The organism is Micromonospora sp. WMMC415 (genome assembly GCF_009707425.1).
GTDB lineage: Bacteria > Actinomycetota > Actinomycetes > Mycobacteriales > Micromonosporaceae > Micromonospora.
The window spans coordinates 5,592,904-5,612,390 of sequence record NZ_CP046104.1 but is presented as its reverse complement, the minus strand read 5'-3'; the positions used below and the strand labels follow the sequence as shown (position 1 = coordinate 5,612,390).

General features: G+C 74.8%; 20 protein-coding genes and 3 tRNA genes. 13 read left to right on the top strand and 10 right to left on the bottom strand.

The genetic code is table 11. The features are described 5' to 3' along the window. Positions 1-56 precede the first annotated feature (56 nt). The 4 genes from GKC29_RS26265 (at position 57) to GKC29_RS26250 (ending at position 4,328) form a co-directional block, all read left to right on the top strand. The gene (locus GKC29_RS26265) at positions 57-1,193 is read left to right on the top strand and encodes an 8-amino-7-oxononanoate synthase (protein ID WP_155333356.1); all 1,137 of its coding nucleotides are present in this window, start codon (positions 57-59) and stop codon (positions 1,191-1,193) included. A 97-nt stretch (positions 1,194-1,290) separates the two neighbouring features. Further along, on the top strand, positions 1,291-1,995 hold the full coding sequence (gene bioD / locus GKC29_RS26260; protein WP_155334355.1) for a dethiobiotin synthase: 705 nt from the start codon (positions 1,291-1,293) through the stop codon (positions 1,993-1,995). Between the two features lie 57 nt (positions 1,996-2,052). Continuing rightward, complete coding sequence (locus GKC29_RS26255; protein WP_230688827.1) at positions 2,053-3,654, top strand: histidine kinase; 1,602 nt, start codon at positions 2,053-2,055, stop codon at positions 3,652-3,654. Beyond that, complete coding sequence (locus tag GKC29_RS26250) at positions 3,651-4,328, top strand: response regulator transcription factor (RefSeq protein WP_155333354.1); 678 nt, start codon at positions 3,651-3,653, stop codon at positions 4,326-4,328. Before GKC29_RS26255 ends, GKC29_RS26250 begins: the two co-directional genes overlap by 4 nt. 17 nt (positions 4,329-4,345) lie before the next feature. Here GKC29_RS26250 and GKC29_RS26245 read toward each other — a convergent pair whose 3' ends face one another. The 4 genes from GKC29_RS26245 to GKC29_RS26230 form a co-directional block, all read right to left on the bottom strand. Continuing rightward, positions 4,346-5,167, bottom strand: a complete 822-nt coding sequence (locus GKC29_RS26245; protein WP_155333353.1) for an ABC transporter permease subunit — start codon at positions 5,165-5,167, stop codon at positions 4,346-4,348. Beyond that, a complete protein-coding gene (locus tag GKC29_RS26240; RefSeq protein WP_155333352.1) occupies positions 5,164-6,084 on the bottom strand; it encodes an ABC transporter ATP-binding protein in 921 nt (306 codons plus the stop codon). Before GKC29_RS26240 ends, GKC29_RS26245 begins: the two co-directional genes overlap by 4 nt. 100 nt (positions 6,085-6,184) lie before the next feature. Beyond that, positions 6,185-7,357, bottom strand: a complete 1,173-nt coding sequence (locus GKC29_RS26235) for a cytochrome P450 (protein ID WP_155333351.1) — start codon at positions 7,355-7,357, stop codon at positions 6,185-6,187. Position 7,358: 1 nt separating this feature from the next. Continuing rightward, complete coding sequence (locus tag GKC29_RS26230) at positions 7,359-8,027, bottom strand: methyltransferase (protein WP_155333350.1); 669 nt, start codon at positions 8,025-8,027, stop codon at positions 7,359-7,361. Between the two features lie 148 nt (positions 8,028-8,175). Here GKC29_RS26230 and GKC29_RS26225 point away from each other — a divergent pair, with 148 nt between their 5' ends. Then, the gene (locus GKC29_RS26225) at positions 8,176-9,039 is read left to right on the top strand and encodes a hypothetical protein (protein ID WP_196255742.1); all 864 of its coding nucleotides are present in this window, start codon (positions 8,176-8,178) and stop codon (positions 9,037-9,039) included. A 155-nt stretch (positions 9,040-9,194) separates the two neighbouring features. Beyond that, the gene (locus GKC29_RS26220; protein ID WP_155333349.1) at positions 9,195-10,361 is read left to right on the top strand and encodes an alkane 1-monooxygenase; all 1,167 of its coding nucleotides are present in this window, start codon (positions 9,195-9,197) and stop codon (positions 10,359-10,361) included. A 44-nt stretch (positions 10,362-10,405) separates the two neighbouring features. Here GKC29_RS26220 and GKC29_RS26215 read toward each other — a convergent pair whose 3' ends face one another. Beyond that, positions 10,406-10,981 (bottom strand): TIGR03086 family metal-binding protein, encoded by a 576-nt coding sequence (locus tag GKC29_RS26215; protein WP_155333348.1) that lies wholly within the window; start codon positions 10,979-10,981, stop codon positions 10,406-10,408. Between the two features lie 52 nt (positions 10,982-11,033). After that, the gene (locus GKC29_RS26210; RefSeq protein ID WP_155333347.1) at positions 11,034-11,636 is read right to left on the bottom strand and encodes a TetR/AcrR family transcriptional regulator; all 603 of its coding nucleotides are present in this window, start codon (positions 11,634-11,636) and stop codon (positions 11,034-11,036) included. Positions 11,637-11,892: 256 nt separating this feature from the next. Here GKC29_RS26210 and GKC29_RS26205 point away from each other — a divergent pair. From GKC29_RS26205 to GKC29_RS26195, 3 genes are all read left to right on the top strand, one after another. Then, a tRNA-Gly gene (locus tag GKC29_RS26205) sits at positions 11,893-11,965 on the top strand. A gap of 34 nt (positions 11,966-11,999) precedes the next feature. Next, positions 12,000-12,070, top strand: a tRNA-Cys gene (locus tag GKC29_RS26200). Positions 12,071-12,081: 11 nt separating this feature from the next. Beyond that, positions 12,082-12,156 (top strand) — tRNA-Val (locus tag GKC29_RS26195). Positions 12,157-12,310: 154 nt separating this feature from the next. On the opposite strand, the gene GKC29_RS26190 is transcribed toward GKC29_RS26195, so the two are convergent. Beyond that, on the bottom strand, positions 12,311-12,886 hold the full coding sequence (locus GKC29_RS26190; RefSeq protein ID WP_155333346.1) for a TetR/AcrR family transcriptional regulator: 576 nt from the start codon (positions 12,884-12,886) through the stop codon (positions 12,311-12,313). A gap of 186 nt (positions 12,887-13,072) precedes the next feature. On the opposite strand from GKC29_RS26190, the gene GKC29_RS26185 reads away from it, so the two are divergent. Beyond that, positions 13,073-13,753 (top strand): NADPH-dependent F420 reductase, encoded by a 681-nt coding sequence (locus GKC29_RS26185; RefSeq protein WP_155333345.1) that lies wholly within the window; start codon positions 13,073-13,075, stop codon positions 13,751-13,753. A gap of 79 nt (positions 13,754-13,832) precedes the next feature. On the opposite strand, the gene GKC29_RS26180 is transcribed toward GKC29_RS26185, so the two are convergent. From GKC29_RS26180 to GKC29_RS26170, 3 genes are read right to left on the bottom strand one after another with little or no spacing between them, the layout of a single operon-like run. Further along, positions 13,833-14,726: an NAD(P)-dependent oxidoreductase gene (locus GKC29_RS26180; RefSeq protein ID WP_155333344.1), complete on the bottom strand. Its 894-nt coding sequence runs from the start codon at positions 14,724-14,726 to the stop codon at positions 13,833-13,835. Between the two features lie 11 nt (positions 14,727-14,737). Continuing rightward, complete coding sequence (locus tag GKC29_RS26175) at positions 14,738-15,190, bottom strand: DUF1772 domain-containing protein (protein ID WP_155333343.1); 453 nt, start codon at positions 15,188-15,190, stop codon at positions 14,738-14,740. A 5-nt stretch (positions 15,191-15,195) separates the two neighbouring features. Beyond that, complete coding sequence (locus GKC29_RS26170; RefSeq protein ID WP_155333342.1) at positions 15,196-16,053, bottom strand: LLM class flavin-dependent oxidoreductase; 858 nt, start codon at positions 16,051-16,053, stop codon at positions 15,196-15,198. A 189-nt stretch (positions 16,054-16,242) separates the two neighbouring features. On the opposite strand from GKC29_RS26170, the gene GKC29_RS26165 reads away from it, so the two are divergent. From GKC29_RS26165 to GKC29_RS26155, 3 genes are all read left to right on the top strand, one after another. Further along, a complete protein-coding gene (locus tag GKC29_RS26165) occupies positions 16,243-17,388 on the top strand; it encodes a nucleotide disphospho-sugar-binding domain-containing protein (protein WP_155333341.1) in 1,146 nt (381 codons plus the stop codon). Positions 17,389-17,499: 111 nt separating this feature from the next. After that, positions 17,500-18,849 (top strand): acyl carrier protein, encoded by a 1,350-nt coding sequence (locus GKC29_RS30190; RefSeq protein WP_230688826.1) that lies wholly within the window; start codon positions 17,500-17,502, stop codon positions 18,847-18,849. After that, complete coding sequence (locus tag GKC29_RS26155) at positions 18,827-19,459, top strand: response regulator transcription factor (RefSeq protein WP_155333340.1); 633 nt, start codon at positions 18,827-18,829, stop codon at positions 19,457-19,459. Before GKC29_RS30190 ends, GKC29_RS26155 begins: the two co-directional genes overlap by 23 nt. Positions 19,460-19,487: the final 28 nt, after the last annotated feature.

The window sequence follows — 19,487 nt, the reverse complement described above, 5'->3', positions numbered from 1 at the left end:
ACCTTCGCCCCGGCGCGAGGCGCCCGACGGGCGGGTGCCGCGGGATGGGAGTGGCGGTGGCGGACTGGCTGGCGGCGCTGGACCGCCGCGCCGAGCTGCGGGCCAAGGCGGGGCTCACGCGTACGCTCCGCCCACGGTCCGCCGGCGACGCCGTGGTCGATCTCGCCGGCAACGACTACCTCGGCCTGTCGACGCACCCCGAGGTCACGGCCGCGGCGGTCGCGGCGGTGCGGGCGTACGGGCTGGGGGCCACCGGGTCGCGGCTGGTGCGCGGCTCCACCGACGCCCACCACGCCCTCGAGGACGACCTGGCCGACTGGCTCGGCACCGACCGGGCGCTGGTCTTCTCCTCCGGCTACCTGGCCAACCTCGGCGCGGTCCGGGCGCTCGTGCAGCCCCGCACGCTGCTCGTCTCCGACGCGCACAACCACGCCTCGCTGATCGACGGCTGCCGGATCTCCGGTGCGGAGACGGTGGTGACGCCGCACGCCGACGTCGCCGCCGTACGCGCCGCGCTCGCCGCCACGCCCGGCCGGCCGGCGGTGGTGGTCACCGAGTCGGTGTTCTCCGTCGACGGCGACCTCGCCCCCCTCGCCGAGCTGCACGCGGTCGCCCGGGACCACGGCGCGCTGCTGCTCGTCGACGACGCCCACGCGCTCGGCGTGACCGGCCCGCAGGGCGCCGGGGGAGTGGCCGCCGCCGGGCTGGCCGGTGAGCCGGACGTGATCGTCACGACCACGCTGTCCAAGGCCCTCGGCGGCGCCGGCGGGGTGGTCGCCGGCCCCGCGGAGTTCGTCCGCCACCTGGTGGAGACGGGCCGGACGTTCATCTTCGACACGGCGCCGCCGCCGGCGGTGGCGGCCGGCGTGCGGGCGGCCGTCGGGCTGGCCCGCGCCGGTGACGACTTGCGGGCGGAGCTGGCCGAACGGGCCGGTCTCGCGGTCCGCCGGCTGCGCGCCGCCGGGCTGACCGTGTCGGCCCCCGACGCCGCGGTCGTGTCGGTCACCGCGCCCGGTCCCGAAACGGCCACCGCGTGGGCGGCCGACTGCCGGGACCGGGGCGTGGCGGTCGGCTGCTTCCGGCCCCCCTCCACCCCGGACAGCCGGTCCCGGCTCCGCCTCACCCTCAGCGCCGGCGTGCCCCGGGCGGACTTCGAGCGGGCCCTGGAGGTCATCGTGGAGTGTGCCCCGTGAGCGCGAGGAGTGAGCCGGGGTTGCGAGCCCCGCAGTCGCGAGCAGAGGTGGCACGGTGAGCGGTGCGGCCGAGACGGGAGCGCCGTGGCGCGGTGTTGTGCTGGTGACCGGCACCGACACCGAGGTCGGCAAGACGATCGTCACCGCGGCGATCACCGCCGCGGCGCAGGCCGCCGGGTTGCGCGTCGCGGTGGTCAAGCCGGGCCAGACGGGTACGGCCACCGGCGACCCCGGTGACGTCGACACGGTCACCCGCCTCGCCGCGCCACTCACCGGCCGGACGCTGGCGAGTTTCCCGGAGCCCCTCGCCCCGCTGGCGGCGGCCCGGATCGCCGAGCTGCCGCCCCTGGAGCTGTACACCGCGGTCGACGCCGTCCGTGAGGAGACCGACAAGCACGACCTGGTCCTGGTCGAGGGGGCCGGCGGGCTGCTCGTACCGATGGGTCTGCGACCGTCGGGTGAGCCGTGGACGGTGGCCGACCTGGCGGTCTCCCTCGGCTGCCCGGCGGTGGTGGTGGCGCGCGCCGGCCTCGGCACGCTGAACCACACCGCGCTCACCCTGGAGGCGCTGGAGCGCCGGGCCGTGCCGGCGGGTGTGGTGATCGGCGCCTGGCCGGCCGATCCGGAGCTGGTGCACTGGGCCAACCTCACCGACCTGGTGCCGCACCTGCTCGGCGCGTTGCCGGCCGGTGCCGGCGCGATGGATCCCGGTGTGTTCCGCCGCTCGGCTCCCGGCTGGCTCACCCCGGCGCTCTACGGGGTGCTGGACGACTGGCGTGCCTGGGCTGAGGAGATCAGCTGAACACCTGACCATCGTCGGTAACCCGGCAGGTCGAGCGTGGGTAGCCTGGCCGCCGTGATGAGCTGTCGGCGGGTGTGGGGCCGACCGGCGGGCCCTCAGTGGCGGCGGCGGTCGGCCGACGGGCTGCTCTGGCTCGTGGCGGCGGGGCCGCTGCTCGCCGCCGGGCTCTCGCCACCGTACGACGCGCCGTCCCTGCTGTCGCTCGCCGGCGGACTCGCGATCCTCACCGGCGCGGTCGCGGTGGCCCGACGGTTCCCGGTGGTGGCGCTGTTCCTGGCCGTGCTCGGCTCGCTGCTCGACGGCAACTTCTCCTTCATCATCCCGGTCTTCAGCTACCTGGCGGGGCGGCGGGCGGCCACGGCCGTCCCGGCCGGCGTCGCCTTCGCGGTGATCGCCGCCGGGGGCACCGTGCTCAACCTGGGGCTGCTCGGCACCGGCGCCGCCACCTGGTTCCTGCTCGCCTCGGTGCTGCTCTTCGCCGGGGTCCTGCCTTGGCTGGTGGGCCGGCACCGGCGTCAGCAGGAGGCCCTGGCGGAGGCGGAACGCCGGCATGAGGAGGCCCGGGACCGGGAGCGGCGTGGCCTGGCCGAGCGTGTCCGGTTGCGGGAACGGGCCCGGATCGCCGGGGAGATGCACGACTCCCTCGGGCACGACCTCAGCCTGATCGCGGTGCGCGCCGCCGCCCTGGAACTCGCCGACGACCTGCCGGCCCGGCACCGGGCCGCCGCCGGTGAGCTGCGGGCCAGCGTCGCGGACGCCACCGAACGCCTGCACGGCGTCATCGGCCTGCTCCGCGAGAAGGGCGATCCGGACACCGCCGGTCCGGGGACCGTGGCCGACCTGGTGGACGGTGCGCGGGAGGCGGGCATGGCGGTCCGGCTGGACCTGCCCGACGGCGGGTCGGACCTGCCCCCGGGGACCGCGTACGCGGTGCACCGGGTGGTGCGCGAGGCGCTCACCAATGCGGCCCGGTACGCGCCCGGCGCGCCGGTGACCGTCTCCCTGCGCGCCGAGGGGGAGTGGGTCGGGCTGAGCGTGGTCAACGCCCGGCCTGCGGCCGGCCCGCTGCCCGGCCCGCCGTCGACCGGCTCCGGCCTGCTCGCCCTCACCGAGCGGGTACGCCTCACCGGCGGTGTCCTCACCGCCGGCCCGCGCGACGGCGGGTTCGCGGTGGAGGCCCGCCTGCCCCGGCACGACGGACCGTACCGCGAGGAGTCCGGCGGGGACGTCGAGCCCGCCTGGCCGGCACTCGCCGGTCGCGGGCCGGTGTCGGCGTCGCCGCCCGGCCGCGCGGAAACGTCGACACCGGCCCTCGGCGAGGCCGAGCGGCGGCTACGGGACGCGCGCCGCCGGGTGCGGCGCAGCCTGATGACCGCCGTCGGCGCTCCGGCGGCGATCGCCGCGGTGCTGACGCTGGTCTACTACCCGGTCGCCACGGCCGGCACCGTGCTGGACGAGGCGACCTTTGCCCGGCTGCCGGTCGGCGCCGCGCGGGCCGACCTGGACGGCCTACCCCGCCGCCCGGTGGACTCGCCCGCCGGGACCGGCCGGGCCGGGTGCGAGCACTACACCGACGGAAACTTCCCCCTGGCCCAGCCGACCTGGCGGCTGTGCTTCACCGACGGCCGGCTGGTCAGCAAGGAGCGGATCGACGGATGAACACCGAGCAGGCCACCCCGGTGCGGGTCGTCCTCGCCGACGACGAGGCCATGATCCGCGCCGGGGTACGGGCGATCCTGGCCACCGACCCGGGCATCGAGGTGGTGGGCGAGGCCGGTGACGGCCGGGCGGCGGTGGAGCTGGTGCGGGCGCACCGTCCCCGGGTGGCCCTGCTGGACATCCGCATGCCGAAGCTGGACGGGCTCTCCGCCGCCGCCGAGATCCGCCGGCTGGTGCCGGAGACCGCCACGGTCATGCTGACCACCTTCGGCGAGGACGACCACGTCGCCCGGGCGCTCGGGCACCGCGCCAGCGGGTTCCTGCTGAAGGCCGGGGACCCTCGGGAGTTGGTCGCCGGCGTACGCGCCGTCGCGGACGGCGGCGCGTACCTGTCGCCGCGGGTGGCCCGCCGGGTGATCGAGCTGGGCGGCGGGCGGATGGCGCGCCGCCCGGCGGCCCGGGACCGGCTGGCCGGGCTGACCGAACGGGAACGGGAGGTGCTCGCCCTGGTGGGGTCCGGTCTGTCGAACGCGGAGATCGGCCGCCGGTTGCACCTCGTCGAGGGCACCGTGAAGAGCTACCTGACCAGCATCTTCACCCGGCTCGACGTGCGTAACCGGGTGCAGGCGGCGATCCTCGCGTACGAGGCGGGGCTCGTCGAGCCACCCGGCTAGACGGGCCCCGCCCCGGCTCACGCGTCCCGGCGCCGTAGCGCGGCCCGGCCCAGGGCGAGCGCGGCTGCGGCCCAGCCGGCGAGCAGCAGCAACCCGACGAAGGCCGGGTACGGGTCGCCGTCCCCGGTCATGAAATGCCCGCCGGCCACGCCGGGAAAGGCGTCGGCGATCCGGTTGAGCACGGCGATGTCCGGCTCCTGCAGTGACAGCGGGACGATCATCAGCGTGGCGAGCAGCACGATCAGGGTGAGTACCGCGCTGCGCAGCGCCGCGCCGAGGCCGAGGGCCAGCACGCCGATCAGCGCCAGGTAGGTCGCGACCGCCAGGATGTCGCCGGCCGTGCCACCGGCCGGCGCGGTGCCCCAGCGGCCGAGCACCGGCCGGGCCACCAGAGCGCCGACCGCGCCGAGCAGCAGCCCGAGCGCGAAGGTCGCCGTCCCGGTCACCACGGCCTTCGCCAGCAGCACCCGGCCTCGCGACGGTGTGCACTGCAACGTGGTCCGGATGGTGCCGCTGGTGAACTCGCTGGTGACCAGGAGCAGGCCGAGCGCCAGCACGGCGTACTGGGTGAGTTCGACGGAGTCGATCAGGACGCTGCCGACAGTGACGATCCCCGGGTCGTCGGCCGGGTCGTCATCGGTGTTGGCGTTGCTCACGTAGATGGCGAGCTGGCCGGCGGTGGCGGCCATCAGCAGCACGCCGGCCAGCATCGTCCACCAGGTGGAACGGATCGACCACAGCTTGGTCCACTCAGCGGCGACCGCGCCGGCGAGGGTGCCCCTCCGGCGGCCTGAGGCGGGTTGTCCGGGACGGCGGGTGGGCGCGGAGGTCGTGGTCATCGCACACCACCACCGGCGTACTCGACGCTGTCCGCGGTGAGCGCCATGAACGCCCGCTCCAGCGACGCCGTCTGCGGGCTGAGCTCGTGCAGCCGGATCCGCAGCTCGTGCGCGAGGTCGCCGATGCGTCCGGCGTCGGCGCCGGTGACGCTCAGCGCGTCCGGTCCGGCCGGATCGACGCCGTACCCGGCCACGACGAGTCGTTCGGCCAGCGCCCGCCGGTCCGGCTCGCGCGGCACCCGGACCCGGACGGCGCCACCGGCGCCGGCGATCACCTCGTCGATGGCAGCGTCGGCGAGCAGCCGCCCGCGCCCGATGACCACCAGCCGGTCGGCGGTCTGCTGCATCTCGCTCATCAGGTGGCTGGACACCAGCACGGTTCGGCCCTCAGCGGCGAGTGACCGGACGAGCTGCCGGATCCAGCGGACGCCGTCCGGGTCGAGCCCGTTCACCGGCTCGTCGAACATCAGCACCGGCGGGTCACCGAGCAGCGCACCGGCGATGCCGAGCCGCTGTCCCATCCCGAGCGACAGGGTGCGGCCCGGTTTTGCGGCGGCGCGGTCGTCCAGCCCCACGGTGGCCAGCACGTCGTCCACCCGGCGGGCGGGGATGCCGTTGCTGCGCGCCATCGCCAACAGGTGCGCCCGGCCGGACCGGGCGGGGTGGACGGCCCGCGCGTCGAGCAGCGCGCCGACCTCGTACAGCGGGTGTCGCAGCTCCCGGTACGGCCGCCCGCCGACCAGGGCCCGGCCGGCGGTGGGTCGGTCGAGGCCGAGCACCATCCGCAAGGTGGTGGACTTGCCGGCACCGTTCGGGCCGAGGAAGCCGGTGACCCGGCCGGGGGCGATGTCGACGGTCAGGTCGTCGACGGCGGTCGTCTGGCCGAAACGCTTGGTCAACCCACGTAATGTGATCATGCGGCGACGGTAGGCGCGCGGCGGGTGCCGACACCGTGCCCGAACGGCACCGACCGACCCTCACTTTGGTCAGCTGCGCCTTCGGCCGGAAGCCGTGCGGTCAGCTCCGTCGGACGACGAACGCGTCGGGCATCCGGAAGGTCAGATTGTCCGGGCACCAGGGCGGGCGGACCACGGTCACCCCGTCGAGCAGCGGCGTCACCTGGTCGACGACGACCGCCGCCTCCATCCGGGCCAACTGGTCGCCGACGCAGCGGTGGGCGCCGGCCCCGAAGGCGAGGTGCCGGCGCGAGCCCTTCTGCCCGGGCCGGAACTCGTCGGGCGCGTCCACCGTGGCCGGGTCGCGGCCGGCGCGGGCCAGCCACAGGACGACGCTGGTGCCCGCCGGCACCGCCGTCCCGCCCAGCGTGGTGTCCACGGCGGCCACCCGCCGCCAGGTCACGATCGGCGGCTCCAGTCGCAGCCCCTCCTCGACCACGTCGGCGACCGACACCGTGCCGGCGCGCAGGCCGGCCCGGACGGCCGGCTCGCCGGCCAGCCGGTGCAGCAGCAGCGTGAGGAACTGCGAGGTGGTCTCCTGGCCGGCGACCAGCAGGAAGAACAGCGCCCCGACCACCACGTCGGGCGGGTGCCCGGCGGCGCGCAGGGCCCCGGCGAGCCCGCCGCCGGTGGCGGCGAACTCCCGCAGCACCCGGTGGAACCGCCCGACCTCCGCGGCCAGGGCGAGCTGGCGGTCGGCGTCCAGCGGTGCCCAGAAGAGTTCGAGGGCGGCCCGCGCGAACTCCTTCACCGCGCCCACCGGGGCGTCCGGCAGCTCGACCAGGCGGGCCAGCACCAGCAGCGGCAGGTCGGCGGCCAGGTCGGCGTAGAGGTCGGCGGTCGCGCCGGCGTCGAGGGCGGCCCGGATGGCGGCCACCCGCCGGCCCACCAGGTCGTTGAGCCAGGGCCGCTGGCCGGCCACCTTCGCCGGGTGCAGGGCGTCGGCGACGACCGCCCGGATCGCCGGATGGCTCGCGCCGCCGTTGTTGGCGAGCGTCGGCGGCAGCCGGAAGCGGTGCCCGGCGAGGATCCGCAGGGCGGCCACCGGGACCGGGGTGACGGCGTCGAGGGCGTTGTCCGGGCGGTACGTGAGCGGGTCGGTCAGCACCTGACGGACCAGCGCGTGCCGGGTCACCACCAGGTGCTCGACGCCCACGTGGTCGGCGACACGGGCCACGTCCGGCCAGGCGGCGCCGGCCGGTTCCGCCCAGCTCCGGAACAGCACGCCGGACACGCTAACGGGCCGCCCCCGGCAGTCCGGGCCGCAGCCGCCACACCGTGGTGCGCTTCACCCGTACGCTCTCCAGCGTCTCCGGGACGGGCACGTCGTACGTGCCGACCTCGTCGAAGCGGTCGCGGGGCAGGAACGCCCGGCCGGGGTCGCCGACCAGCACCGTCGCGCCGGCGCGGGCGGCCGTCAACAGGAAGCGGAGCACCCGCCTCGCCATCACCTCGCTGTAGAAGACGTCGCCGGCGAGCACGACCTCGGCGCCGCCCGCGTCGCCGTCGAGGATGTCGCCCAGTTCGGCGTCGAGGCGTACCCCGTTGGCCTCGGCGTTGAGCGCGACGGCCGCGACGGCGAGCGGGTCGACCTCGACGGCGCGGACCGCCGCCGCGCCGGCGCGGGCCGCGGCGATGGCGACCAGGCCCGACCCGGAGGCGAGGTCGAGCACCCGCCGGCCGGTGACCAGGTCCGGGTGGTCGGTGACGTAGCGGGCGAGCGCCTGCCCGCCGGCCCAGGCGAAGGCCCAGAAGGGCGGCGGCTGGGCGCTGCGGAACTCGCCCTCGGTCAGCTCCCACAGCCCGACCGCGTCGTCGGCCTGGTGCAGCCGCACCTCGGGTACGAAGGCGACCGGCGCGAGGCGCGCGTGGAGCCGGACGAAGGCGGTGGCGAGTTCGGACACCGGCAGATTCTCCCGCAGGCGAGCGACCGGCGTGTCGCGGGGAGGGCGTGACCGGTTCACTACGCACGGTGAAACCACCCTCCGTCCTTGGCGGTCCGTGCGAACACGCCCGTCTACCGGCTGTCTGCACCCGCTCCTAGCGTCTGTCGTGGAGGCGACCGACGGGAGGGCGGAGAAGGTGACGTTGTGGCGGTACGCGTTGCGGGCCGGGGTGGTGCTGGCCTGCGTGACCGGGGTGTGCCTGGCCGCGCCGACGCCGGCGTCGGCGGCCAACAGCACGGAGCTGAGCGGCCTGCCCGACGAGTTCCGGGCCGGTGACCCGGTGGCGACGGTCTCCGCGGTGGTGCGGCGTGACCGGGGCGGCTGCGTGAAGGTCCGCTGGTCGATGGTGCTGCGGGTGTCGGGGATGCGGCTCGACCAGGTGAATGTGGACCGGATCGAGGAGACCGGGTCGTTCCCGCTGGAGGTGCGCACCGACGGTGACGTGGCCCGGCTGACCGACCGTCAGCTCGATCCCGGGACGCTCTGCCCGGACCGGACGGTGACGGCCAAGTACCAGGTGGCGTTCGCGGAGGACGTGAGCCGCGGGCGGGTCACGCTGGAGGCGGAGGCGTACGACGCGAACCTGCGCCTGCTGGCGCGGCAGACCGCGACCCGGTCGGTGGTGGGGCCGGACGCCGAGGCGTCGCCGAGCCGGTCCGCGGAGGTGTCCGAGGCGCCGGCCGAGCCCACCGAGCCGGCGGTGGAGGAGACCGGCGAGGAGGTGCCCGCCGACGACGGCGTCGCAGAGGTGCCACCGGCGGCCGGGGCGGGCCGCCCGGTCGCGCAGTCCGGTGGCTTCGGCGCGGTGCAGGCCGCCTTCCTGCTGGGTGGGTTGCTGGTGTCCCTCGGCCTCGGGCTGCTGTTGCGCATGCGCCACCTGACCCGGACGGTGGGCGACGATCGTGGGTCGGCCCGGGACTGGGGGCGTGCGTCGAGTAGTAGGTCGCGGGGCTGGGCGGGGGGACGCTGATCGGGGGCCGCCGGGGGTGGTGACCTGCCGTGCCGCCCCCGGCGGACGTCCCCTCGCATCGAACGGACTCGACTTTACAAAACATGGGGCCTTGTAAAACGACGTGACGGCTGCCACAGTCAGGAGGGAGACCGGCGAGAGATCGGAGATCGGCCATGGCCGTCGACGCGACCGTCACCCCCGGCGCCTGGCGGGACACCCGCAAGCCGCTCTGGCCGCTGGCGCTGCTCGTCCCCGCGCTGCCCTTCCTCGCCTGGCTGTCCTGGCGGGGCGCCGGGGGCGCCTGGGCCTGGTGGCTCACCCCGGCCGTGGTGTTCGGGCTGATCCCCGCCGTCGACCTGCTGATCGGCGACGACCGGCGCAACCCACCGGAGGAGGCGGTGCCGCGGCTCCAGGCCGACGGCTACTACCGCTGGCTCACCTACCTCTACCTGCCCGCCCAGTACGCGGCCCTGGTGCTCTGCTGCGCCGTCTGGGCCGCCGGCGGCCTCTCCCCACTGGTGGCGGCGGGTCTCGTGGCGACCGTCGGGATCGTCAACGGCATCGCCATCAACACCGCCCACGAGCTGGGCCACAAGCGGGAGACGACGGAACGCTGGCTCTCCAAGGTGGCGCTGGCCCCCACCGGGTACGGCCACTTCTACGTCGAGCACAACCGGGGCCACCACACCCGGGTCGCCACCGCGGAGGACCCGGCCAGCTCCCGGCTGGGCGAGAGCTTCTGGGCCTTCTGGCCGCGTACCGTCTGGGGCAGCCTGCGGTCGGCCTGGCGGCTGGAGACGGGGCGGTTCCGCATCCGCGGCCGCAGCCCGTGGACGTGGCGCAACGACATCCTCAACGCCTGGGCGATGACCGTGGCGCTCTACGCGCTGCTGGCGGTCACGTTCGGCCCGGGTGTGCTGGTCTTCCTGGTCCTCCAGGCCGTGGTCGGATTCAGCCTGCTGGAGGTCGTGAACTACCTGGAGCACTACGGCCTCGCCCGGCAGCGCACCGCCGCCGGCCGGTACGAGAAGGTCGACCCCCGGCACAGCTGGAACAGCGACCGTGCGGTCACCAACGTCTTCCTCTTCCAGCTCCAGCGACACAGCGACCACCACGCCAACCCGCTGCGGCGCTACCAGACGCTGCGCAGCTTCGACGCTTCGCCGCAGCTGCCGGCCGGGTACGCGACCATGGTGGTCGCCGCGCTGGTCCCGCCGCTGTGGCGACGGGTCATGGACCACCGGGTGCTCGCCCACTACGGCGGTGACCCGGACCTCGCCAACGTCCACCCGCCGGCCCGGCCGCGCCTCCGGCAGGCGCAAGGAAGGGCCCCTTCCTAACTCCTGCGGTAGTAGAAGGGCCCCTTCTTAACATCCCGGCAGACCTACGGCGCCCAGTCCGGGTCGCGGCCGAAGGCGGCGATGAGCCGGTCCTGGGTGTCGGCGTCGGCTGCCACGTCGACGCCCGACCGGACGAGCCGGCCCCGCCGGTAGTCGTCGATCCGTCCGCGGAACCAGTGGGCGCACCCGGCCACCGCGTCGGCGTCCAGACGCCGATCGGCGCCGATCGCCGCCGCCAGGTCCCACCCGTGCACGAGGTGCTCCGCGATGAGCTGGTGCAGGTACTCGTCGGCCGGCGTCGGACCGGAGGAGAGGTCGACGGTGCGCTCCAGCGCCGAGGGGCGGGTGAAGGCCAGTTCCGCCTGCGCCGCCGCGTCCCGGGCCGCGGCCGCCGGGTCGCCGTCGAGCTGGTCGCCCTCGTACCGGTCGCCCACCTCCGCGATCGTGCGTCCGGCCATCAGCGCCACGCTCCACCGGTCCTCGCCGACGACGTGGTTGACCAGCGTCCGGACGTCCCACTCCGCGCAGGGCGTCGGCGCCGTCCACTGCCCCGGGCCGACCTCGGCCACCCGGTCGGTGAACACGGCGAGGCTGCGGCGGTACGTCTCGAGCAGGTCCATGCCCGGATTGTCCCGCCCCGGGCCGCCGGCAAAGGCCGGTTTCCGCGCGCCCTCAGTCCAGCTGGGCCGGGTCGATCCCCAGCTCCCGGGCGGTCACCAGGCGGACCCACTCGGTGAACTGCCGGCGGGAGATCACCCGGTCGTGCACTGCGAGCTGCACGGCGAGGCCGTCCATCACGGCGCTGATCCGCCAGGCGGCCCCTTCGGGGTCGGCGCACCGGAACGTGCCGTCGCGGACCCCCGCCGCGATCACCGCGGCCAGGTCCTGCCGCCAGCGCAGGTCCAGCCGGCGGGACACCTTCTCCAGCTCCGGCGTGCGCAGCGACTCGGCCCAGCCGTCGATCCACATGGACCAGGAGATCGGCCGGCCGGCCGGGGTGTAGAGCTTGACGATCCGCCGCAGCTTCGTCAGCGGCGGGGCGGTGGAGCGCATCACCGCGTCCAACCGGGCGAGATCCTGCTCGACGGCGTACGCGAACGCCTCGGCGAGCAGTCGGTCCTTCGTGGCGAAGTGGTAGAAGACCAGTGCCTGGCTCACCCCCGCGGCCTGAGCCACGTCGGAGGTGCGGGTGTTGGCCAGGCCTCGCTCCACGATCACGTCACAGGCCGTGCGCAGCAGGGCATCCAGGCGGATCTCGGCCGCACGTCTTGTCACAGCCGTAACGGTAGTCCATCCATACCGACACGGGCCGTTACCGAAGGATCCGGACACGAAGCTCAACCGGTCGGAAATCGGACAGTTTTGCGGACGGTCCCGGTGTGTTGTCCGGATCGGAACCGGCGTGGCGACGGGCATCGACCCACCGGCCGGTCCCGACTCGCTGGGAGGACGCGCCGGGGGCACCCCGAGTTGGCAACCGCTCGCCGGCTCGGCTAGAGTTCTCATCCGTCACCGGGAAAGCCGGGGGCACGCGGACGTAGCGCAGCTGGTAGCGCATCACCTTGCCAAGGTGAGGGTCGCGGGTTCGAATCCCGTCGTCCGCTCGGAGATGCCGCCACGCATGACGGGGGCAACCTCGGTGGGGTGGCCGAGAGGCGAGGCAACGGCCTGCAAAGCCGTGTACGCGGGTTCAAATCCCGTCCCCACCTCGGCAAGACGAGGGCGATTGGCGCAGTGGGAGCGCGCTTCCTTGACACGGAAGAGGTCACTGGTTCAAACCCAGTATCGCCCACCATTGGATGGCAGTGCGCGAGCCGCACCGTCATCGTTCAGGGCCGGCCCGTTCGGGGGCCGGCCCTGAGTCGTTTCCGGCCAGCGGGAGCTGGCGGACCGGCTCTCGCCGGGATCAGCAAGGTGACGGGGTGCGAGCGCCAGCGGTGGCTCCTGGGTCACCGGGTCGGGCAGGCGGCCGCGACCAGCACGCGGGCGGCTTCCTTCGCGGTGTCCGGGGTGGCCGGATCAGCGTCGAGCACCCCGGCGGACAGGCCGCCGTCGAGCAGCAGGGTCAGCTGGCGGGCCAGCCGCGCCGGGTCGGCGGCGCCGGCGCGGCGGGCCAGGTCGGTCACCCAGGCCAGCACCACCCGCTTGTGCTCGACGGTACGGGCGTGCACGTCGCTGCCGGCCGCGCTCTCGGCGGCGGTGTTGATGAACGCGCAGCCGTGGTAGCCCTCGCGTCGGCACGCCGAGGCGAGGGCGTCGAACATGCCGACCATCTGGTCGCGTGGGTCGTCACCGGCTGCGCGGGCCGCGGCGCGTAGCTGCCCGAACCAGGTCTGGTCGACCTTGTCCAGGTACGCCAGGACGAGGTCGTCCTTGCGGGGGAAGTGCTTGTACAGGGTCGCCTTGGCCACGCCGGACTCGGCGATGACGGTGTCGACGCCGACGCCGCGGGGCCCGTGGGCGTAGAACAGCCGGAACGCGGTGTCGAGGATTCGCTCGCGCGCCGGCTGGGGTGGTTGTGTCATCGGTTCACCTCCGCTGGCCAGGCACGACAATGCTACAGACAAGTCTGTCCGGGGCGTCCGCCGGGCGCCCGGCCGCCCGCCTCCGTGCTCGAAGCTTGCGGGTAGACAGACCTGTCTGTTAGCTTGGGTGTGCCCGAAGGGCGCCTGCCGCGGGCAAGCGCCGGGACTTGACGAGGGAGCGCCACCATGAAGATCGCAGTTCTCGGCACCGGCATGGTCGGCCAGGCGCTGGCCGGCCGCCTTGCGGAGCTAGGCCACGACGTCACCGTAGGCACCCGCGATGTCGCCGCGACGCTGGCCAGGACCACCCCGGACGGGATGGGCAACCCGCCCTACGCCGCGTGGGCCGCCGAGCACCCCCAGGTGCGCCTGGCGACCCTCGCCGACGCCGCCGCCGGCGCCGAGCTGCTGGTCAACGCCACCTCCGGCGGCGTCTCGATCGCGGCGCTGCAGGCCGCCGGCACCGACAATCTGACCGGCAAGATCCTCGTGGACATCGCCAACCCGCTGGACTTCGACAACGGGTTCCCGCCCACCCTGTTCGTCAAGGACACCGACAGCCTCGGCGAGCAGATCCAGGCGGCCTTCCCGCAACTACGGGTGGTCAAGGCCCTCAACACGCTCACCGCGACGCTGATGGTCAACCCGAAGGCGCTCGCCGACGGCGACCACTCGATCTTCGTGAGCGGCAACGACGCCGACGCCAAGAAGACCGTGACGGGAATCCTCGAGTCCTTCGGTCACACCGACGTCGTCGACCTCGGCGACATCACCACCGCTCGCGGCACCGAGATGCTGCTGCCACTGTGGCTGCGCCTGATGGGCGCGCTGGACACCCCGATGTTCAACCTCAAGGTCGTCCGCTGACTCCCGCTGCGCGACCCGCTTCCAGGGCGGCAGGGCGACAGCCGCGACATCGGGATGCCCAGCTCATGTGTTGATCAGATCAACCCTGTGGCGGAAACTCCGCCACGGGGGAGCGGGGCTCCGCGACGACGGCCGCGTCCTTGTCGCCGTCCCCGGCCCGCACCGCCTCGGTGAACCGGTCGGCCGCGCAGGCCGTCACCGCCAGGCCGACACCTCGGGCGTCCGCCTCGTCGACGGCCAGCCGAAGATCCTTCGCCATCAGGTTCACCCGGAACTGCGGGGGCTCGTAGCTGCGGTTGCGCACCATCTCCGCCCGGAACGCCAGGGTCGGGGAGCTGAACCCGCTCGCGGTGAGCGCGGCGAGGAACCGCTCCCGGTCCAGGCCGCTGCTCTCGACGAACGCCACCGCCTCGGCCAGCGCGGCCACCTGGTTGCCGAGGATCAGGTTGAAGGCCAGCTTCAGCGTGCTCGCCGCGCCGACTGGGCCGACGTACCGGATCTCCTGCCCGAGCGTGGCGAGCACGTCGTGCGCCTCCTCCACGCCCGACCGCTCACCGGCGGTGAAGATGCGCAGCTTGCCCGCCTGGGCCATCGGCGGGTTGCCGAGGACGCACGCCTCGATCCGCCGTACGCCCACCCGCGCCAGGCGCTCGCTGGCCTCCGCCGAGTACGCGGGCGACAGGGTCGACGTGTCCACCACCAGCGTGCCGGGTCGCAGGTAGCCGAGCATCTCGCCGAACAGCACCTGCTCGACCGCATTCTGGTCGCTGAGGCTCAGCACGACGATCCGGGCGTTCTCCACGGCCTCGCCGCTGGCGGCGGCGACACGTGCCCCGGCCTCGGCCAGGGGCGCGGCCTTCGCCGCCGTCCGGTTGTGCACCACGAGGGGGTAACCGGCGGCGCGCAGGCACCGCGCCATGCCGGCGCCCATCCCGCCCAACCCGACGAAGGCCAGCTCTCGGTCGTGACTCATCTGTGGTCCTTTCAGAAGGCGGTCACGGCGAGGCTGTTCGCCGTGAAGGCGACGAGCGCCAGGGCGGTCCGCAGCAGGTGCCAGCGCCGCCACACCGGGCGCGGGTCGGCCCAGTCGGCCGGGATGGCCGCCGGGTCGGTGCGGTGCACGCGCCGGTTGATCGGCACGTTCCGGAAGTGCGAGACCACCGACACCCCGAGCAGGCACACGGCGGCCACCACGATCAGCGCCCGCGGTGCCGGCGCGGTCGTCCGGAACGCGAGCCACAGGTCCAGCAGCGTGCTGCCGAGGACGATCAGCGGCATCGTCGGGTCCCAGTTGCGGCCCAGCAGGGTGTGTGCCTGCACGTACCGGTCGGGGGGCATCGCGGCCAGCGCCGGGACGGTGCTCAGCGCCACGGCGAAGAGCACCCCGGCCACCGTGCCGCTGCCGAGCAGCACCAGGACGTGCAGCGTCTCGGTCACGCCACTCACCCCAGGACGGCGTCGGCGATCAGGTCCGCCTGCGCCGGTTCCGGGACGCACGGGAAGAGGATCAGCTCGTCGCAGCCCACCGCGCGGTAGTCGGCGACGAACGTCCGCAACTGCTGCGCGTCGGTGAGGACGCTCTTCACCGCGATGTCGGCCTTCCAGCCGAGGAAGCCGTAGTAGTCGCGCAGGTACGCGGCGGACCGGTCGGCGGCACCGGGCCCGAGGGCCACGTACGCGATGGCGACCAGCCGGGGCCGGTCCGTCCGCCCCGCCGCCCGCCACGCCTGCCGGGCCCGACCGGCCAGCTCGTCGTACCCGCTGGCGGAGCTGCCACCGGCGATCCACCCGTCGCCGTACGCGGCGGCCCGCCGCATCGCCGCCGGCGAGTGGCCCCCGACCAGCAGCGTCGGGCCGCCGTCCGGGCAGCGGGGGCCCGGCACCAGGGCGTCCGGCCCGCCGTCCCACGACCGCCGCAACTCGCCCAGCAGCGCGTCGAGGCGCCGGCCCCGTTGCTCGTACGGGGTGCCGCACGCCTCGAAGTCGTCCGGCCGGCCGCCGGCCGCCGCACCGACCACCAGCCGCCCGCCGGAGAGCCGGTGCAGGCTCGCCAGTTGCTTGGCCAGCAGCGCCCGGTCACCCCGGTACGCGGCGATGAGGATCGTGGTGGTCAACCGGATCCGGCTGGTCGCGCCGGCCGCCGCGGCCAGCGTCATCAGTGGTTCGTAACCGTCGTACATCAGCCGGTCCAGCACCCCGAGGGAGGCGAAGCCGTGCTTCTCGGCACGGCGCGCCCAGGTGAGCAGATCCGCGCCGGCGATCCCCGGGATCATCGTCGGCAGCCCGATACCTAGCTCCATGTCACCCTCTCGCGTCCGGCGGCAGGCGTGTCAGGGGCACCCAACACCAGTGCGCTGGTCGCTCGCTGGCGGCGCGGCGGGCGGGGTGGGGCGGATGCTCGAGCCCGGCTCGACCGGCGACCCGCACCGGGCGGCGGGGGTCGAGCGGTCGTGGAGGGCCCGCCCAGCCGGCGGTGCTGCCATGGGCCGATGCGGATCCTCTTTACCACCTGGGCATGGCCCTCGCACCTGTACGCGATGGTGCCGCTGGCCTGGTCCTGCCGTACCGCCGGGCACGAGGTGCTGGTGGCCAGCCAGCCCGCCCTGACCGACGTGGCCCTGCGTACCGGCCTGCCGTTCGCCCCGGTCGGCCGCGACGTCGACGCGGAGGCCGCGTTCCGTGAGATCGTCGCCACGCCGCCCGGCGCCAACGGCGGCGGCCCGCGTGTCCTGAAACTCTTCGCCGAGCTGGCCGACGCGATGCTGGACGACCTGGTCGACCTGGCCCGGCGCTGGCGGGCGGACCTGCTGGTGTTCGAGCCGAGCGCCTTCGCCGGGCCGGTCGCCGCCGCCGCGGCGGGCGTGCCGGCGGTCCGGCACCTGTTCGGCACCGACCTGCTCGGCGGTCGGGCCGCGCAGTTCCTGCCGGCCGTGCTCGACCCGCTCGGCGCCCGGTACGGGCTGACCGGGGTGGACCCGTTCGGCGTGGCCACGGTCGACCCGTACCCGGCCGGCCTTCAGCTCCCGCAGGTCGGCTCGCGGCGGCTGCCGCTCGGCCAGGTGCCGTTCAACGGCCCGGGCGTCGTCCCCCCGCCGCTGCCGGAACCCGGCGCGCGTCCCCGGGTCTGCGTCACCTGGGGTACGACGATGGGCCGCCTCGGACCGGACCATTTCCTCGCCGGGACGGTGGTGCGGGCGCTCGCCGACCTCGACGTGGAGGTCGTGGTCGCGGTGAGCCCCGATCAGCGGTCCCTGCTCGGGCCGGTACCCGACGGGGTGCACGTGGTGGCCGGCTCGCCGCTGCACCTGGTGCTGCCCGGCTGCGCCGCCGTCGTCGCCCACGGCGGCGCCGGGTCGCTGCTCACCGCCGTGTCGTACGGGCTGCCGCAGGTGCTCGTTCCCCGGCTGCCCGACCACACGCGGCACTCCGCCCGGCTCGCCGAGACCGGGGCCGGCCTGGTGGTGCCGGCGAAGGACGCCGACCCGGCCGCGGTGGTCACCGCCCTGCGGCGGGTGCTGGCCGAGCCCGGGTTCCGGGAGGCGGCCGACCGGCTGCGCCGGGAGTTGGCCGCCCAGCCGTCGCCCGCGCAGGTGGTGGCGGAGCTGGAGCGGCTCGTGGTGGCCGCGCCCCGCTGACCGGGGACGGTCGACCACGGTGCGAGCGGTGGTGGATCCCGCCCTGTGACCCTCGGCGGGCGTCCGGACCGGGAACGCGACGACGAGTACGAGACGTACGGGAGTGACCGAATGAATTCCACACCCCAGTTCGAGCACGAGTCCTTCGCCCGGCGGCACCGGGGTGGCATGCTGCTGGAACGGCACGGCATCGACCTCTACCCGCACCCGTTCCTCGGGTTCACGCTCGCACCGGGCCTTCGGTCGGACATGCTGAACACCGACGACGCGGGGTTCCGGCTCTCCGACTCCCCGTACGGCACGGTGGACTCGGCGAGCTGGCTGGCCGCCGGCGGCGGCGGGATCCTGCTCGGCAACTCGGTGGCCCTCGCGCTCGCCGCGTCGTCGGACGCCACCACCGTGGCGTCGTACCTGGCCGGGCTGACCGGGGTGCGGCAGCTCAACCTGGGCCTCTGCGCGGCGGTGTCGCTCCAGGAACTGGTGGCCGCCGTGCCGTTCCTGGAGAAGGCGTCCACCGTGGTCATCATCGGCGGCGGGCCGGATTTCGTGAACCTGGTCGGCTCGCTGACCCCGGACAACCTCTACGGCACGGTGTCGTACGAGCGCACCTTCGACGACCTGACGCAGGTGCCGCTGTTCGACCTGGCGGTACTCGCCGCCGGCAAGACGGTGCCCGACCTGGACGCTGTGCGCCGTCCCCGCACCACCACGCCCGCCTGGGACCTCGCCCAGGTGCGTGAACGGATGGCCGTGGCGGCGGCACGCCGGCTGCGGGACCTGCGGGTCCTCGCCAAGGCGGTGCCCGCCGGCACCCGCGTGCTGCTCTGCCTCCAGCCGCTGGCCTCCACCCGTACCCGCGACATCACGCCGGAGGAGCGGGCGCGCTACGACTTCGACGCGCCCGTCTTCGGCATCCTGCACAGCGCGATCGAGGAGAACTGGAAGGCGTACGCGGACGTGCTCGCCGCCGGCTGCGCCGAGCTCGGGGTGTCCTTCCTGGACCTGGCGGCGGACCGGTTCGTCGGCGACTCGTTCGCCGACACCGTGCACCTCACCGACGCCGGTAACCGGCAGGCGGCGGAGCTGATCCAGACGGCGCTGGGCGGCGGGGGCGCAACGGCCGTCGTACCGTCGCCGCGGGTCGCGGCCGAGCCGGCGCCCGTGGTCACGGCCGCGCCGGTGGCGGACACCGCACCGGCCGGGGCGGACGACGACCGGACGGCGCAACTCGCGGCTGTCGTGACCGAGATCCTCGAACTGGAACCCGGGCAGCTCACCCCCGACGGCGACTTCATCAACGACTACGGCGCCGACTCCATGCTCGTCATCGACATCCTGGCCCGGATCGAGGTGGACCTGGGGGTACGCATCCCCGACGCCGACATCCCCAAGATGACGAGCCTGGCGGCGGTGGTGGCCCTGGTCGAGGAGAACGCCAATGAGACGGAAGCGGTCGCCTGAACCTGGGCAGCCGGCGGGCGGCGCCGTACGGACCGGCCCGCCCGCGCCGTCCCGGGGACCCGGCCGGGTCGTCCTCGCCGGGGACTGGCCCGCCCCGCGGGCCGCGGCGCTGCGCGCGCTGCTCACCGTCGTCGACGACCCCTGCTCCCCGGTCGACTGGCTGCTCGTCGCCGTCGGCGCCGGGCCACCGCCGCCCAACGCGCTGCCCCGGCCGGCGCAGCCGCGCCGCCCGCGGGTGGCCGTCGTCGACCCCGGCGGCCGGTGGCCGGAGGGCGCGGACAGCGACGTCTACCTCGCCGGTGACGTCGAACCGGGAGAGCTGGTGGCCGCGCTGCGGCTGGCCGGCACCGAGTTCACCATCCGCCGGGTGGCGACGCCGGCGCGGCGGGGACTCCCGGCCGGGCTGACCGGCCGCGAGGTGGAGCTGCTGCGGGCGCTCTGCGCCGGTCTGGGCAACGACCAGATCGCCCGGCAGCTGCACATCTCGCGCAGCACGGTGGAGTTCCACCTCACCCGCATCTTCCGCAAGCTGGAGGTGTCCAGCCGGGCCGAGGCCATCGTCCGGGCCCTCCGGTACGACCCAAGCCTGGCCGCCGCCGGCCGCCACTGACGCCGCCTGCGGCGCTGCGGGCACGATC